This window comes from Streptomyces rapamycinicus NRRL 5491 (genome assembly GCF_024298965.1).
Classification (GTDB): Bacteria; Actinomycetota; Actinomycetes; order Streptomycetales; family Streptomycetaceae; genus Streptomyces; species Streptomyces rapamycinicus.
In genome coordinates this window covers 9,821,787-9,838,491 of record NZ_CP085193.1, presented here as the reverse complement: position 1 = coordinate 9,838,491, position 16,705 = coordinate 9,821,787, and the positions used below count along the sequence as shown (strand labels likewise).

Here is a 16,705-nt window from a genome sequence, read left to right as displayed (position 1 = left end):
GGTCCAGTCCACGGCCGCGCCGTGGGTCCACGCCTCAGCCACAGAAGTCAGCAGGCGCCGCGGTCCGCCATCGTCGCGGCGTAGCGATCCGACCGCCCAACGGTCCTCAATACCCAGCAGCAGCACCGGGTGCGGGGACACTTCAACGAACCCGGCCACGGGCATCGCCGCCACGGTCTGCGCGAACTTCACCTGCTCCCGCAGGTTCCGCCACCAGTAGCCGGCGTCCAACTCCGTGGTATCCACCGCCGTGCCGGTCACCGCTGAGTAGAACGGCACCCGGCCCGAACGCGGCGACACCCGCACCGCCAACAACTGCTCCCGCACCCGCTCCACCAGCGGGTGGTGGCTCGCGTAATCCACATCGACGCGACGGGCGCGGATCCCGGCCGCCTCACACCGCGCCGCCAACGCGTCCAACGCTTCCGGCGCCCCGGAAACCACCACCTGCTCGGCCGCGTTGACCGCCGCGATCCCCAGGCCGTCGGTCAGCATGCCCTCGACCGCCTCGGGAGCCGCCGCGACCGACAGCATCCCGCCCGTACCCGCCAGCGCCACCAGCGCCCGACCCCGCTCGACAACCAGACCGAGAGCGTCCCGCAACGACAAGGCCCCCGCGAAGCAGGCTGCGGCGAGCTCACCCTGCGAATGGCCCACCACGGCCGAGGGGGTGACTCCCGCGGCCTCCCACACCCGGGCCAGGCCGACCATCATCACGAACAGCGCGGGCTGAACAACCTCCACCCGCTCCAACCCGACCCCGGACACCAGCACGTCCCGGAGGGGGAAGTCCACCAATCGCTCGCACTCGGCCACGAACTCGGCGAACACCGGTGAACAGGCGAGCAGTTCGCGGCCCATTCCCAGCCACTGCGATCCCTGGCCCGGGAAGACGAAAGCCACACCGTCGCCGTCCGCCGCCCGGCCGGACAGCAGCGGCCCGCTCGGCTCCAGCAGTACGCCGCGGTAGTTCAGGCCCGCCCGGCCCCGTACCAGGGAGACGGCCACGTCCGCAGGCGCCACGTCCGACCGTTCGGCCCACTCGGACACGTCCGACGCCAGCGCCGCCAGCCCAGCCTCCGACCGGGCCGAGAACACCCACGGCACCACCGCACCCGTGACCGCCGGCTGGGCGGGCGCGGGCAGCGCGGGTAGCGCGGGAACCGTGTCCGGCGCCTGTTCCAGGATCACGTGGGCGTTGGTGCCGCTGATACCGAACGACGACACACCTGCCCGCCGGGGACGGTCCGTGACCTCCCACGGCCGTGCTTCGGTCAGCAGCCGTACATCCCCCGCCGACCAGTCCACATGCGGGGACGCCTCACCCGCGTGCAATGTCGGCGGCAGCATTCCGTGCCGCAGCGCCTCGACCATCTTGATCACACCGGCGACACCGGCCGCCGCCTGGGTGTGGCCGATGTTGGACTTCACCGACCCGAGCCACAACGGATGGTCCTCGGGCCGCTCCTGCCCGTAGGCGGCCAGCAGCGCCTGCGCCTCGATCGGGTCCCCGAGCGTGGTCCCCGTCCCGTGCCCCTCGACCGCGTCCACATCGGCCGGGGCCAACCGCGCATCGGCCAGCGCCCGGCGAATCACCCGTTCCTGCGACGGACCGTTCGGCGCCGACAGACCGTTGGACGCGCCGTCCTGGTTCACCGCACTGCCCCGCAACACCGCCAGCACCGGATGCCCGAGCCGCCGCGCCTCCGACAGCCGCTCCAGCACCAGCACCCCGACGCCTTCGCCCCAGCCGGTGCCGTCCGCCTCGGCCGAGAACGCCTTGCACCGGCCATCGGACGCCATGCCGCCCTGCCGCGTGAACTCGGCGAACACTCCTTGCGTCGCCAGTACGGTCACGCCACCGGCCAGCGCCAGCGAGCACTCGCCGTTGCGCAGCGCCTGCGCCGCCAGGTGCATCGCCACCAGCGACGACGAACACGCCGTATCCACCGTCACCGCCGGACCCTCCAGGCCCAGCGCATACGACACCCGGCCCGACGCCACGCTCAGCGCGTTCCCGGTCAGCTCGAAGCCGTTCCCGTCACCCACGGACAGGCGCGAGCTGTAGTCCTGGCCGACCAGACCGGCGAAGACCCCGGTGTCGGAGCCGCGCAGGCCCGAGGGGTCCAGGCCCGCGCGTTCCAGCGCCTCCCAGGACACCTCCAGCAGCAGCCGCTGCTGCGGATCCATCGCCACCGCCTCACGCGGCGAGATCCCGAAGAACTCCGCGTCGAAGTCCGCCGCACCGGACAGGAAACCGCCCACCCGCGCGTATCCGGTCGGCTCCGTCTCCCAGCCGCGGTCGGCCGGGAAGTCGCCCATCGCGTCCACACCATCGGCGACCAGCCGCCACAAGTCCTCCGGAGAGGCCACCTCACCCGGAAAACGGCACGCCATCGACACGATCGCGACCGGCTCACCGGTCGCCACCGCAGCCGGGGCGATCTCCGCGGCGGCCGGGGCCGCTCCGGTCACCCGCGCCACCAGATACTCAGCCAGAACCCGAGGCGTCGGATAGTCGAAAACCAACGTGGCAGGCAACGTCAACCCGGACGCCGCCGTCAACCGGTTACGCAACTCCACCGCCGTCAGCGAATCAAAGCCCAGATCCCGGAACGCCCGGTCAGCCGGAACACCGTCACCGTGGCCGAGCACCACCGCCGCATGCTCACGCACCACATCCAGCACCACCCGCACATGCTCCGCCAACGGCAACGCCGCCAGACGACGAGCCAGCACCCCACCACCAGCCCCGGCAACCGCCGCCCGCCGCGGCGCACGCCCCAGACCGAGCAACACCGACGGCACCTGCGAACCCGCCGCGATCGCGCTCCGGACCGCACTCACGTCCAGGCCCGCCGCCACTACGGGCTCACGGCCGGCCACCGCCGCGTCCAGCAGCCGCAGCGCCTGCTCGGTGGGCAGCGCCACACCACCACCTCGGGCCAGCCGGGCCCGGTCGGTCTCGGTCAGCGCGCCGGTCAAGGCGCTGGTCTGCTCCCACAGCCCCCAGGCGATCGACACCGCGGGCAGCCCAAGGGCCGTCCGGTGGGCGGCAAGAGCGTCCAGGTAGGTGTTGGCCGCCGCGTAGTTGCCCTGGCCCGGGTTGCCGAGCAGCCCGGACAGCGACGAGAACAGCACGAACATCCGCAGATCCCGGCCGGCGGTCGCTTCATGCAGGTGCCAGGCCGTGTCCGCCTTGGCGGCCAGTACCCGGCCCAGCGACTCGCCGGTCAGCGAGGTCACCGGAGTGTCCTCAAGCGCGGCAGCGGTGTGCACCACCCCGACCAGCTCCGGGATGTCCGCCACCAGCGCGTCCACCGCGGCACGGCCGGACAGGTCGGCCGCGACGATCCGCACCCGGGCTCCGGCCGCCTCCAGCTCGGCGGCCAGTTCGGCCGCGCCCGGCGCCTCCGGACCCGACCGGCTGGCCAGCACCAGCTCCCGTACCCCATGCCGGTCCACCAGATGCCGGGCGACCAGACCACCCAGCGTCCCCGTCCCGCCGGTGATCAGCACCGCACCGTCCGGCTGCGACGCGGCCGGGAGACGCAGCACGATCTTGCCCACGTGCCGGGCCTGGCTCATGAACCGGTGCGCCGCACCCGCCTGCGCCGCCGGCCACGCCATCGTCGGCAGCGGTACGGCCGTCTCCAGGACCCGCGGCCACATCGCGGCGACCCGGTCGGGATCCGCGTACGCGACTTCCGCCAGGTCGAAGGCGTCCTGGCGGGAATCGCGGATGTCGGTCTTGCCCATTTCCACGAACCGGCCGCCCTCGGCCAGCATCCCCAGCGAGGCGTCCAGCAGTTCGCCGGTCAGCGAGTTCAGCACCACGTCGACCTGGCCGAACTCGTCGGCGAAGTCCGCCGTACGCGATGAGGCGATGCGCGTCACGCCCAGCGCCGCCACCGCGGCCTGCTTGGCCTCACTCGCCGTCGCGAACACCTCCGCCCCAGCCGCCAGCGCCAAGTACACCGCCGCCATGCCCACACCGCCGGACGCCGCGTGGATCAGCACGCGCTCGCCCGAGCGCAGCTGGGCCCGTTCGAACAGGGCGTGGTAAGCGGTCAGATACGCGATCGTCGTCCCGGCCGCCTCGGCGTCGCTCCACCCGTCCGGGACCGGCGTCACCAGCCGGGCGTCGGTCACGGCCAGCGGGCCGAACCCGGTCATCAGCCCCATCACCCGCGTGCCGACCGGAAGGCCGGTCACCTCCGGGCCGGACTCGATCACCACTCCGGCGCCCTCGCCGCCCGGCGGTCGGTGGTCGCCGGGCAGCATACCCAGCGCCGACAGGACGTCGTGGAAGTTCACTCCGGCCGCGTGGACCGCGATGCGGACCTCACCGGGTTCCAGCGGCCGCTCCGCGTCCGGCGCGGGGACGGCCCGCACCGTGTCCAGGTCACCGCCGTCAGCCCACTCCAGCCGCCACGCCTCCGGACCGGTCGGCAGTTCCAGGACGGCGGGCACAGGGCGCAGCCGGGGTACCAGCGCGGCGCCGGTCCGCAGGGCCAGTTCCTTTTCGCCCGTGGCCAGGGCGGCGCCGACGGTCTCGGCGGATTCGGGACGGCCGTCGTCGTCGAGCAACGCCAGGCCCGCGTCGGGGTGCTCGGCCATCGCCGACCGCACCAGACCCCAGACACCGGACCCCGTCAAACCGGCCACGGTGTCACCCGCCGCAGCCGCGACCGCGTCACGGGTACGGACCGCCAGCCGCGACCCCGCCGGGTACCCGGCCCCCAACCACGCCTGCACCAAGGCCAGCGCCCCGGGCAGATCCACCGGCTCAGCGGATGCAAACAACGGCTCGTCCATGGCCTCAGGCAGATCCAGCTCCGGGCCCACCCGCACCCAGACCTGCTCCGAAGCCGATTCCAGGCTCAACGGCGCCCATTCGAGCGACAGCAGCCCCGGGCCCGTGGCGGAGCGGGTGAGCTGGCCGGTGTCGGCCGGGCGGGAAATCATCGCCGCCGCCGACACCACCGGCTGACCCTCACCATCAACGGCCAGCAGAGAAAACGCGTCCGGCCCGGCCGGGCTCAGCCTCACCCGCAACGCCGACGCACCAGTCGCGTGCAACCGCACATCGCGCCACGCGAACGGCAACCGCACCTCGTGGCTGTCCTCCGCGGCCACGATCATCGCGTGCAGGGCGGAGTCCAGCAGAGCGGGATGGATCCCGAAGCCATCCTGAACATCGCCCGCGGCGGCGGGCAGTTCTACTTCGGCGTACAGGTTCTCGCCGAGCCGCCAGGCCGCCTGAAGGCCCCGGAACGCCGGCCCGTACTCATACCCGCGACCCGCCATGACCTCGTAGACATCGCCGACCGGGAGGGCCTGTGCCCCGGCCGGGGGCCACTGGCCGTCCAGACCTTCCACCGTCCCGGCGGGATCGGCCAGGGTCGCGGTCGCGTGCCGGGTCCACTGCTCCCCGGTACGCGAGAACACGGCAACCTGACCGCCCTCGACCGACACCTGCACATCGACCGGGCCGTTGCCTTCGAGCACCAACGGCTGCTCGAAGGTGATCTCCCCCACCGCCGGCAGACCGACCCGATCCCCGGCGTGCAGCGCCAACTCCGCCAGCGCCGCCCCGGGTACCAGCACCGTGCCCGAGACCGCGTGGTCGGCCAGCCACGGACTGGTACCGGCCGATACCCGTCCCGCCATCACCCAGCCGGCGTCCTCGGCCAGCTCAACCGCCAACTGCAACAGCGGGTGACCCGCGCCGCCCCGGCCCGTCCCGCCACCGGACGCCCAATAACGGCGGTGCTGGAACGGATACGTCGGCAGCGTCACCGGACGGCCGACCGGGATCAGACGGGTCCAGTCCACGGCCGCGCCGTGGGTCCACGCCTCGGCCAGAGACATCAGCAGACGCCGCTGACCGCCGTCGTCGCGACGCAGCGAACCGACCGCCCAGCCGTCCTCAATCCCCGGCACCAGTACCGGATGCGGGGACACCTCAACGAACCCGGCCACCGGCATCGACGCCACCGTCTGCGCGAACCGCACCTGCTCCCGCAGATTCCGCCACCAATACCCGGCATCCAAGCCGGCGGTATCCACCACCGAGCCGGTCACCGCCGAATAGAACGGCACCCGACCCGAACGCGGCGACACCCGCACCGCGAGCAACTGCTCCCGCACCCGCTCCACCAGCGGGTGATGGCTCGCGTAATCCACATCGACGCGACGAGCGCGGATCCCGGCCGCCTCACACCGCGCCGCCAACGCGTCCAACGCTTCCGGCGCCCCGGAAACCACCACCTGCTCGGCCGCGTTGACCGCCGCGATCCCCAACCCGTCGGCCAACAGGCCCTCGACGACCTCCGGGGCCGCCGCGACGGACAGCATGCCGCCCGTGCCCGCCAACGCCACCAGCGCCCGCCCGCGGGCGGTCACCAGGCCGAGGGCGTCCTCCAGCGAGAGAGCCCCCGCGAAGCACGCCGCGGCGAGCTCACCCTGCGAATGGCCCACCACCGCCGACGGGACGACCCCCGCCGCTTCCCATACGCGGGCGAGGCCGACCATCATCACGAACAACGCGGGCTGGACCACCTCAACCCGCTCCAGCCCCGTTCCCGAGACCAGCGCGTCGCGCAGCGGGAAGTCCACCAACTGCTCGCACTCGGTCACGAACTCGGCGAACACCGACGAACAGGCCAGCAGCTCACGGCCCATCCCCAGCCACTGCGACCCCTGGCCCGGGAACACGAAAGCCACGTCACCGCTGTCGGGCTCGACTCCAGCCAGATCCTTGCCCGGTTCGACCCGGGTCAGCGCCTCGTCCAGCTCCGCGCGGTCAGCACCCAGGACCACCGTCCGGTACTCCAGGCCCGCTCGCGACCGGGCCAACGCACCCGCCACATCCGCGATGCCGGCCCCGGCCGGGACGTCCGACGCCAGCCGGCCCGCCAGCGCCTGGAGCGCCGGGGCCGACTTGGCCGACAACACCCACGGCACCGCCTCGCCCGCCACCACCGGCCGGGCCGGACCGGGGACCGGTTCCTGGGCCGGCTCGGCAGGGGCCTCTTCCAGGATCACGTGAGCGTTGGTGCCACTGATGCCGAACGACGACACACCTGCCCGCCGCGGGCGCCCGTCGGATTCCCACGGACGTGTTTCGGTAAGCAGCCGCACCAGGCCCGCCGACCAGTCCACATGCGGCGACGGCTCATCGGCGTGCAGCGTCGCCGGGAGCGTCCCGTGCCGCATCGCCTCGATCATCTTGATCACACCGGCCATGCCCGAAGCCGCCGCGGTGTGCCCGATGTTGGCCTTCACCGCTCCCAGCCACAGGGGCCGGTCTGCCGGCCGGTCCTGCCCGTAGGTGGCCAGCAGCGCCTGGGCCTCGATCGGGTCGCCGAGCGCGGTCCCGGTCCCGTGTCCCTCGACCGCGTCCACGTCCGCCGTCGACAACCCCGCGCCGGCCAGCGCCGCCCGGATCACCCGCTCCTGGGACGGGCCGTTCGGCGCCGACAGGCCGTTGGACGCCCCGTCCTGGTTCACCGCGCTGCCGCGCAGCACCGCCAGCACCGGGTGCCCGAGCCGCCGCGCCTCCGACAGCCGCTCCAGCAGCACCACCCCGATGCCCTCGCCCCAGCCCGTACCGTCGGCTGCGGCCGAGAACGGCTTGCACCGGCCGTCGAAGGCCAGCCCGCCCTGCGCCGCGAATTCCCCGAACACTCCCGGCGTCGCCAGTACCGTCACCCCGCCGACCAGCGCGAGGGAGCATTCGCCGTTACGCAGTGCCTGCGCGGCCAGGTGCATCGCCACCAACGACGACGAACACGCCGTATCGACCGAAACCGCCGGCCCCTCCAGGCCCAGCACGTACGACACCCGGCCCGACGCCACACTCGGTGCGTTGCCCGTCAGTCCGAATCCGCCGGCGCCTTCGTCGGGCAGCCGGGAGGCGTAGTCCTGGAAGGACAGACCGGCGAACATCCCGGTGTCGGAGCCGCGCAACTCCGAGGGGTCCAGGCCCGCGCGTTCCAGCGCTTCCCAGGACACCTCCAGCAGCAGCCGCTGCTGCGGATCCATCGCCACCGCCTCACGCGGCGAGATCCCGAAGAACTCCGCGTCGAAGTCCGCCGCACCGGACAGGAAGCCACCCACCCGCGCATACCCGGCGGGCTCGGTCTCCCAGCCGCGGTCCGTCGGGAAGCCGGTCATCGCGTCCACGCCGTCCGCGGCCACCCGCCACAGGTCTTCCGGCGAGGCGACTCCGCCGGGATAGCGGCACGCCATCGACACGATCGCGAGCGGCTCCCCGGCCGCGCTGCTCAGCTGCTCGTTCTCCCACTTGAGGCGCTGGTTCTGCTTGAGCGCAGCTCGCAGTGCTTCGAGGAGCTTCTCATTGCCGGCGCTGTCAGTCATTCGTTCTCCTCCAGTGCCATGCGAATCAGGTCGTCGGAGCTCAGCTCGTCGATCTGGGACGCCGATGGCGCACCACCGTGGCCGTTTCCGCTGCCATTGCCATTGGTATTGCCGTTGTCGTTGCCGTCGCCGTTGCCGTTGGTCGGCGTGTCGGCCAGTTCGAGGAGGACGTCCAGCAGCCCGACGTCGCGTAGACGCGACACGGGGATCGCACGGATGACTTCTTCGATGCGCGCTTCTTCGGGGTCCTTCGGTGCGCCGATCGCCACACGCAGCAGGTGCTCGGCGAGCACCCGGGACGTCGGGTAGTCGAAGACCAGCGTGGCCGGGAGCGTCAGCCCGGTCACGCCGGCCAGCCGGTTGCGCAACTCGACCGCGGTGACCGAGTCGAAGCCGAAGTCCCGGAACGCCTGATCGGCGCGAACACTCGCGGCCTGGTCGTAGCCGAGAACCACCGCGGCGTGTTCGCGCACCAGATTGAGCAGGAAGCGCGACCGCTCGGTCTCGCCCAGGCCGGCCAGGCGACGGGCGAAGGTGTCGGCTCCCCGCGTCCCCGCGGCGGCCCGCCGGGGCGCCCGGACGAGGTCACCGAGCACCGAGGGCAGCGCGAACCCCGCGGTGGCGGTAGCCCGGGCCGTATCCATGTCCAGACCGGCCGCCACCACCGGCGAGGCGCCGGCCAGCGCTGCGTCGAACAGCCGTAGCGCCTGCTCGGTACTCAGCGCGACACCGCCGCCGCGCGCCAGCCGCGCCTGATCGGCCTGAGTCAGCGTTCCGGTCAGCGCGCTGCGCTGTTCCCACAGGCCCCAGGCGATGGAGACGCCGGGGAGGCCCTGGGACTGCCGAAGGGCGGCCAGGGCGTCCAGGTAGGTGTTGGCCGCCGCGTAGTTGGCCTGTCCCGGACCGCCGAGCAGCCCGGCGAGCGACGAGAAGAGCACGAACAGGCCCAGGTCCCGGCCGGCGGTGGCCTCGTGCAGGTGCCGGGCCGCGTCCGCCTTGGCCGCCAGCACCCGTTCCAACGGCGGCCCGGTCAGTGAGGTCACGGACATGTCCTCGGTAATGCCGGCGGCGTGCACCACTCCGGCGAGCTCGGGGATGTCCGCCACCAGCGCGTCCACCGCGGCACGGTCGGACAGGTCCGCGGCGACGACCCGCACCCGGGCCCCGGCCCCTTCCAGCTCGGCGGCGAGTTCACCGGCGCCGGGCGCATCCGGACCGGACCGGCTCGCCAACACCACACTCCGGACCCCGTACACGTCCACCAGATGCCGGGCAACCAGACCACCCAACGTCCCGGTCCCACCAGTGATCAGCACCGCGCCCTCGGGGCCGAACACCCGGACCGCATCATCACCGGAAACCGCACGGCGCAACCGGGGCACCAACACCGCCCCACCCCGCAGCGCCAACTCCCTCTCCCCGCTCGCCAAAGCAGCGGAAACCATCACCTCGGACTCAGGACGGCCATCATCGTCCAGCAACACCAAACCCGCATCAGGGTGCTCGGCCATCGCCGAACGGACCAAGCCCCAAACCCCCGCACTCGCCAGCCCCGCGACCGTGTCACCATCAGCCGCCGCAACCGCATCACGCGTACGGACCACCAGCCGCGACCCCGCCGGACGCTCATCGGCCAGCCAAGCCCGCACCAAGTCCAACGCGGTGGACGCCTCGGCGAGTTCAGCCAAGGCGAAGAGTGGCCCGTCCGTTCCCGTGGGCAGGTCCAGGTCCGGGCCGACGGGGACCCAGGCCTGTTCCGGCGCCGAGCCGAGGCTGAACGGGGCCCATTCCAACGTCAGCAGGCCCGGACCCGTGCCGGTCGTGAGCCGGGCGGTGTCAGTCGGGCGGGCCATCATCGACGCCGCCGACACAACCGGTTGGCCCTCGCCGTCGGCGGCGAGCAGGGAGACGGCATCCGGACCGGCCGGGCTCAACCGCACCCGCAACGCCGACGCCCCGGTCGCATGCAACCGCACATCCCGCCACGCGAACGGCAACCCGATTTCGTCACCGTCCTCGGCGGCGGCGATCAGGACGTGCAGCGCGGCGTCCAGCAGGGCCGGATGGATCGCGAACCCGTCCTGAGTGTCGCCTGCGGGCAGTTCCACTTCGGCGTACAGGTCCTCGCCGAGCCGCCAGGCCGCCTGAAGGCCTTGGAACGTCGGGCCGTACTCGTAGCCGCGCGCCGCCATGACCTCGTAAGCGTCGCCGACGGGCAGCGGCTGCGCGCCGACCGGGGGCCACTGCCCGTCGAGGCCTTCCACCGTCCCGGCCGGATCGGCCAGGGTCGCGGTGGCGTGCCGGATCCACTGCTCCCCGGTACGGGAGAACACGCTCGCCTGGTCCCCGTCGACCCGCACCTGGACATCGGCCGCACCGTCCAGCACCAGCGGCTGCTCGAAGGTGATCTCCCCGATCGCCGGCAATCCGGCCCGGTCACCGGCGTGCAACACCAACTCCGCCAACGCCGCACCCGGCACCAGCACCGTCCCCGACACCGCGTGATCGGCCAGCCACGGACTCGTCCCAGCCGACACCCGCCCCGACAACACCCAGCCCGCGTCCTCAGCCAGCCGCACCGCACTGTCCAACAACGGATGCCCCGCACCACCCCGACCCGCCCCAACACCCGACGCCCAATAACGGCGGTGCTGGAAGGGATACGTCGGCAAAGTGATCGGACTGCCCTGGGGAACCAGGCGGGTCCAGTCCACGGCCGCGCCGTGGGTCCACGCCTCGGCCAGAGACATCAGCAGACGCCGCTGACCGCCGTCGTCGCGACGCAGCGAACCGACCGCCCAACGCCCCTCAATCCCCGGCACCAGCACCGGATGCGGGGACACCTCCACGAACCCGGCCACCGGCATCGACGCCACCGTCTGCGCGAACCGCACCTGCTCCCGCAGATTCCGCCACCAATACCCGGCATCCAAGCCGGCGGTATCCACCACCGAGCCGGTCACCGCCGAATAGAACGGCACCCGACCGGGACGCGGCGACACCTCCACCGCCAACAACCGCTCCCGGATCGACTCGACCAACGGGTTATGACTCGCGTAATCCACATCGACCCGACGGGCCCGGATTCCGGCCGCCTCACACCGCGCCGCCAACGCGTCCAACGGCTCCGGCGCACCCGAGACCACGACCTGCCCAGGCGCGTTGACCGCCGCGATCCCCAGCCCGTCGGCCAGCATGCCCTCGACGACCTCCGGGGCCGCCGCGACCGACAGCATCCCGCCCGTGCCCGCCAGCGCCACCAGCGCCCGGCCCCGGGCGATGACGAGGCCAAGGGCGTCCTCCAGCGAGAGAGCCCCCGCGAAGCACGCCGCGGCCACCTCGCCCTGCGAATGGCCCACCACGGCCGAGGGGACGACCCCCGCCGCCTCCCATACGCGGGCCAAGCCGACCATCATCACGAACAGCGTCGGCTGGACCACTTCCACTCGATCCAGCCCCGTTCCCGAGACCAGCGCGTCCCGCAGCGGGAAGTCCACCAGTTGCTCGCACTCGGCCACGAACTCGGCGAACACCGGCGAGCCCGCCAGCAACTCGCGGCCCATCCCCAGCCACTGCGACCCCTGCCCCGGGAACACGAAAGCCACACCGCCACCAGCCACCGACGGTCCACCCGGCTCGACCCGCACCAGAGCCTCGTCCAACTCCGCACGGTCAACGCCCAGAACCACCGCCCGGTACTCCAGCCCGGCCCGGCCACCCGCCAGCGCACCCGCCACATCCGCGATGCCGGCCCCGGCCGGGACATCCGAGGACAGCCGCCCGGCCAACGCCACCAGCCCCGCACCCGAGCGGGCCGACAAGGCCCACGGCACCACTCCGCCGGTCACCACCGGCCGGCCGGACGTGGGTCGCGCGGGAACCGGTTCCGGGGCCGCTTCGAGAATCACATGAGCGTTGGTGCCACTGATGCCGAACGACGAGACGCCGGCTCGCCTCGGACGCCCGTCGGACTCCGACTCCCAGGCTCGTGGTTCGGTCAGCAGGCGCACATCCCCGGCCGTCCAGTCCACGTGCGGCGACGGCTCGTCGGCGTACAGCGTCGGTGGCAGCGTTCCGTGCCGGAGCGCCTCGACCATCTTGATCACACCGGCCACCCCGGCCGCGGCCTGAGCGTGGCCGATGTTCGACTTCACTGACCCGAGCCACAACGGCCGCTCCTCCGGCCGGTCCTGACCGTAGGTCGCCAGCAGCGCCTGCGCCTCGATCGGATCCCCGAGCGTGGTCCCGGTCCCGTGCCCCTCGACCGCGTCCACATCGCCCGGGGTCAGCCGGGCATCGGCCAGCGCCCGGCGGATGACCCGTTCCTGGGACGGACCGTTCGGCGCCGACAGACCGTTGGACGCCCCGTCCTGGTTCACCGCACTGCCCCGCAACACCGCCAACACCGGGTGTCCCAGCCGCCGCGCCTCCGACAACCGCTCCAGCACCACCACGCCAACGCCCTCGGACAACGCCGTGCCGTCCGCCGTACCCGAGAACGCCTTGACCCGCCCGTCGGCCGCCAGACCACCCTGGAGCGCGAACTCCGAGATCGTCGTCGGGGTGGCCATGACGGTGACCCCGCCGGCCAGCGCCAGCGAACATTCGCCGTTGCGCAGCGCCTGCGCGGCCAGGTGCATCGCCACCAGCGACGACGAACACGCCGTGTCCACCGTCACCGCCGGACCTTCCAGGCCGAACGCGAACGCCACCCGGCCGGACACGACGCTCGACGCGTTGCCGGTGAGCCGGAAACTGCCCCCGTCGGCCTCGGAGAGCCGCCATGCGTAGTCCTGCAAGGAAAGCCCGGCGAAGACGCCGGTGTTGGAGCCGCGCATTCGCGAAGGGTCCAGGCCCGCGCGTTCCAGGGCTTCCCAGGACACTTCGAGCAGCAGCCGCTGCTGCGGGTCCATCGCCACCGCCTCACGCGGCGAGATCCCGAAGAACTCCGCGTCGAAGTCGGCCGCACCGGACAGGAAACCACCCACCCGCGAATACCCGGCGGGCTCCGTCTCCCAGCCGCGGTCGGCCGGGAAGTCGCCCATCGCGTCCGTGCCGCCGACGACGAGTTGCCACAGTTCCTCCGGCGAGGCGACCCCGCCCGGGAACCGGCAGGCCATCGACACCACCGCGACCGGCTCACCGGCCGAGCGGGCCAGCACCACTTCCCCGGCGGTCTCTTCCACGCCGAGTGCCTGCCGCAGCAGGTAGTCGGCCAGGTCCTGCGGCGTCGGGTAGTCGAAGACCAGCGTGGCCGGCAGCGTCAGCCCGGCCGCCGCGGCCAGCCGGTTGCGCAGCTCCACCGCGGTCAGCGAGTCGAAACCGAGATTACGGAACGCCTGGCCGGCCTCGATGCCGCTCGCGTCGCCGTGGCCGAGGACCACCGCGGCGTGCTCGCACACCAGGTCGAGCAGGACGCGGGACCGCTCGCCCTCGCCCAGCCCGGCCAGGCGACGGGCCAGCTCGCCGCCGCCGGTGCCGGCCGCGGCCGTCCGCCGCGGCGCGCGGCCGAAGCCCAGGAGCACCGCCGGCATGGTCTGTCCGGCGGCGATCGCGCCGCGGACCGCGGCCACGTCCAAGCCGGTGGCGACCACGGGCGGGCCGCCCCTCAGCGCCTGGTCGAACAAGTTCAGCGCCTGCTCGATCGGCAGCAGCGTGCCTCCGACGCGGGCCAGCCGGGCCAGGTCGACGTCGGTGACGCCGGCGCCGATCGTGCTGCGCTGCTCCCAGAAGCCCCAGGCGATCGAGACGGTGGGCAGCCCTTCGGCCGTCCGGTGCGCGGCCAGGGCGTCCAGGTAGGTGTTGGCCGCCGTGTAGTTGCCCTGCCCGGCACCGCCGAGCAGGCCCGACAGCGACGAGAAGAGCACGAACATCCGCAGTTCCCGGTCGGCCGTCGCCTCGTGCAGGTGCCGGGCCGAGACCGCCTTGGACGCCAGTACCCGGCCCAGCGACGGCTCGGTCAGTGAGGTCACCGGGGCGTCCTCGACCACTCCGGCCGCGTGGACGACGGCGGTCAGGTCGGGGAGGTCCGCGACGAGCGCGTCAACCTCGGCGCGGTCGGCCAGGTCGGCCGCGACGATCCGTACGCGGGCCCCGGCCGTCTCGAGGTCGGCGACCAGTTCGTCGGCGCCGGGCGCGTCCTGCCCCGACCGGCTGACGAGCACCAGGTCCCGGACCTCGTGCCGGACGGCCAGGTGCCGGGCGATCAGACCGCCCAGCGTCCCGGTCCCGCCGGTCACCAGCACCGTGCCGTCCGGGCCGAGTACGGGGGCCGGTTCATCGCTGGGGGCCGCCCGGCGCAGCCGGGGCACCAGCACCTTCCCGTCGCGTAGCGCCAGCTCCCTCTCCCCGGTGGCCAGGGCGGCGGAAACCATCGCCTCGGACTCGGGGCGGCCGTCGTCGTCCAGCAGCACCAAACCCGCGTCGGGGTGCTCGGCCATCGCCGAACGGACCAGGCCCCAAACGCCCGACACGGCCAACCCCGCGACCGAATCACCCTCAACCGCGGCAACCGCGTCACGCGTACGGACCGCCAGCCGCGACCCCGCCGGACGCTCATCGGCCAGCCACGCCTGCACCAAGGCCAGGGCCGCCGGAACGTCGACGGGCTCCGCCAGGGCGAACAGCGGCCCGTCCGTTCCCGCGGGTAGGTCCGGGTCCGCGCGTACCCACTCCCGCACCGCCGAGCTTCCGGCCGACAGGCGGACCGGCGCCCATTCGAGGGCGAGCAGGCCCGCGCCCGCGCTCAGAGCAGGTGCCAGGCGGCCCGTCTCGGCCGGCCGGGAGATCATCGCGCCGACCGATACCACCGGCTGGCCTTCGCCGTCCGCGGCGAGCAGGCTGACCGCGCCCGACCCGGCCGGGCTCAACCGCACCCGCAGCGCCGACGCCCCGGTCGCGTGCAGCTGCACATCGCGCCACGCGAACGGCAAACCGATCTCGTCACCGTCCCCGGCCGCCGCGAGCAGAACGTGCAGGGCGGCGTCCAGCAGCGCCGGGTGGATCCCGAACCCGTCCTGGCCTTCGCCGGCGGCGGGCAGTTCCACTTCGGCGTACAGATCCTCGCCGAGCCGCCAGGCCGCTCGCAGACCGCGGAACGCCGGGCCGTACTCGTACCCGTAATCCGCCATGACGTCGTAAGCGTCACCGATGGCAAGAGCCTGCGCGCCGACCGGAGGCCACTGCCCGTCGAGGCCTTCCACCATTCCGGCGGGATCGGCCAGGGTCGCGGTGGCGTGCCGGATCCACTGCTCCCCGGTGCGGGAGAACACGCTCGCCTGGTCCCCGTCTACCCGCACCTGGACGTCCACCACGCCGTCCAGCACCAACGGCTGTTCGAACGTGATCTCCCCGATCGCCGGCAGACCGGCCCGATCCCCGGCGTGCAACACCAGCTCGGCCAACGCCGCGCCGGGTGCCAGCACCGTGCCCGCCACCACGTGATCGCCGAGCCACGGGCTGGTCCCGGCCGACAGCCGCCCCGACCACACCCAGCCGGCGTCCTCGGCCAGCCGCACCGCGGACTCCAGCAGCGGATGGCCCACCCCGCTCCGGCCGGTCCCGCCACCGGACGCCCAGTAGCGGCGGTGCTGGAACGGATACGTCGGCAAGGTGACCGGCTTGCCCCCGGTGATGAGGCGCATCCAGTCCACGGCCGCGCCGTGGGTCCACGCCTCGGCCAGAGACATCAGCAGACGCCGCTGACCACCGTCGTCGCGACGCAGCGAACCAACCGCCCAACGACCCTCAATACCCGGCACCAGCACCGGATGCGGGGACACCTCCACGAACCCGGCCACCGGCATCGACGCCACCGTCTGCGCGAACTTCACCTGCTCCCGCAGATTCCGCCACCAATACCCGGCATCCAACTCCACGGTATCCACCACCGAGCCGGTCACCGCCGAATAGAACGGCACCCGACCCGAACGCGGCGACACCTCCACCGCCAACAACCGCTCCCGCACCGAGTCCACCAACGGGTTATGACTCGCATAGTCCACATCGACGCGACGGGCGCGGATCCCGGCCGCCTCACACCGCGCAGCCAACGCGTCCAGCGGCTCCGGCGCACCGGAAACCACCACCTGCCCGGGCGCGTTCACCGCCGCGATCCCCAACCCATCTCGCAGCATGCCCTCGACCACCTCGGGAGCCGCCGAAACCGACAACATCCCACCCGTGCCCGCCAACGCCACCAGCGCCCGGCCCCGGGCGATGACGAGGCCAAGGGCGTCCTCCAGCGAGAGAGCCCCCGCGAAGCACGCCGCGGCGAGTTCACCCTGGGAGTGGCCCACCACGGCCGAGGGGACGACCCCCG

At 72.9% G+C, this 16,705-nt stretch carries 2 protein-coding genes (both only partly in view); both read right to left on the bottom strand.

Annotated features, from left to right (window positions below; genetic code table 11):
- Nucleotides 1-8,385, bottom strand: partial view of a type I polyketide synthase gene (locus tag LIV37_RS41100; protein ID WP_121823903.1) — the 5' portion only. 22,119 nt of this gene lie to the left of the window's left edge; the window shows 8,385 of its 30,504 coding nt (coding positions 1-8,385); it begins with the start codon at nucleotides 8,383-8,385; the stop codon falls past the left edge of the window.
- Nucleotides 8,382-16,705, bottom strand: partial view of a type I polyketide synthase gene (locus LIV37_RS41095; protein WP_020872959.1) — the end only. It continues 12,544 nt past the right edge of the window; only the last 8,324 of its 20,868 coding nucleotides appear in the window; its start codon lies beyond the right edge, outside the window — the gene reads right to left on this strand; it ends in the stop codon at nucleotides 8,382-8,384. Before LIV37_RS41095 ends, LIV37_RS41100 begins: the two co-directional genes overlap by 4 nt.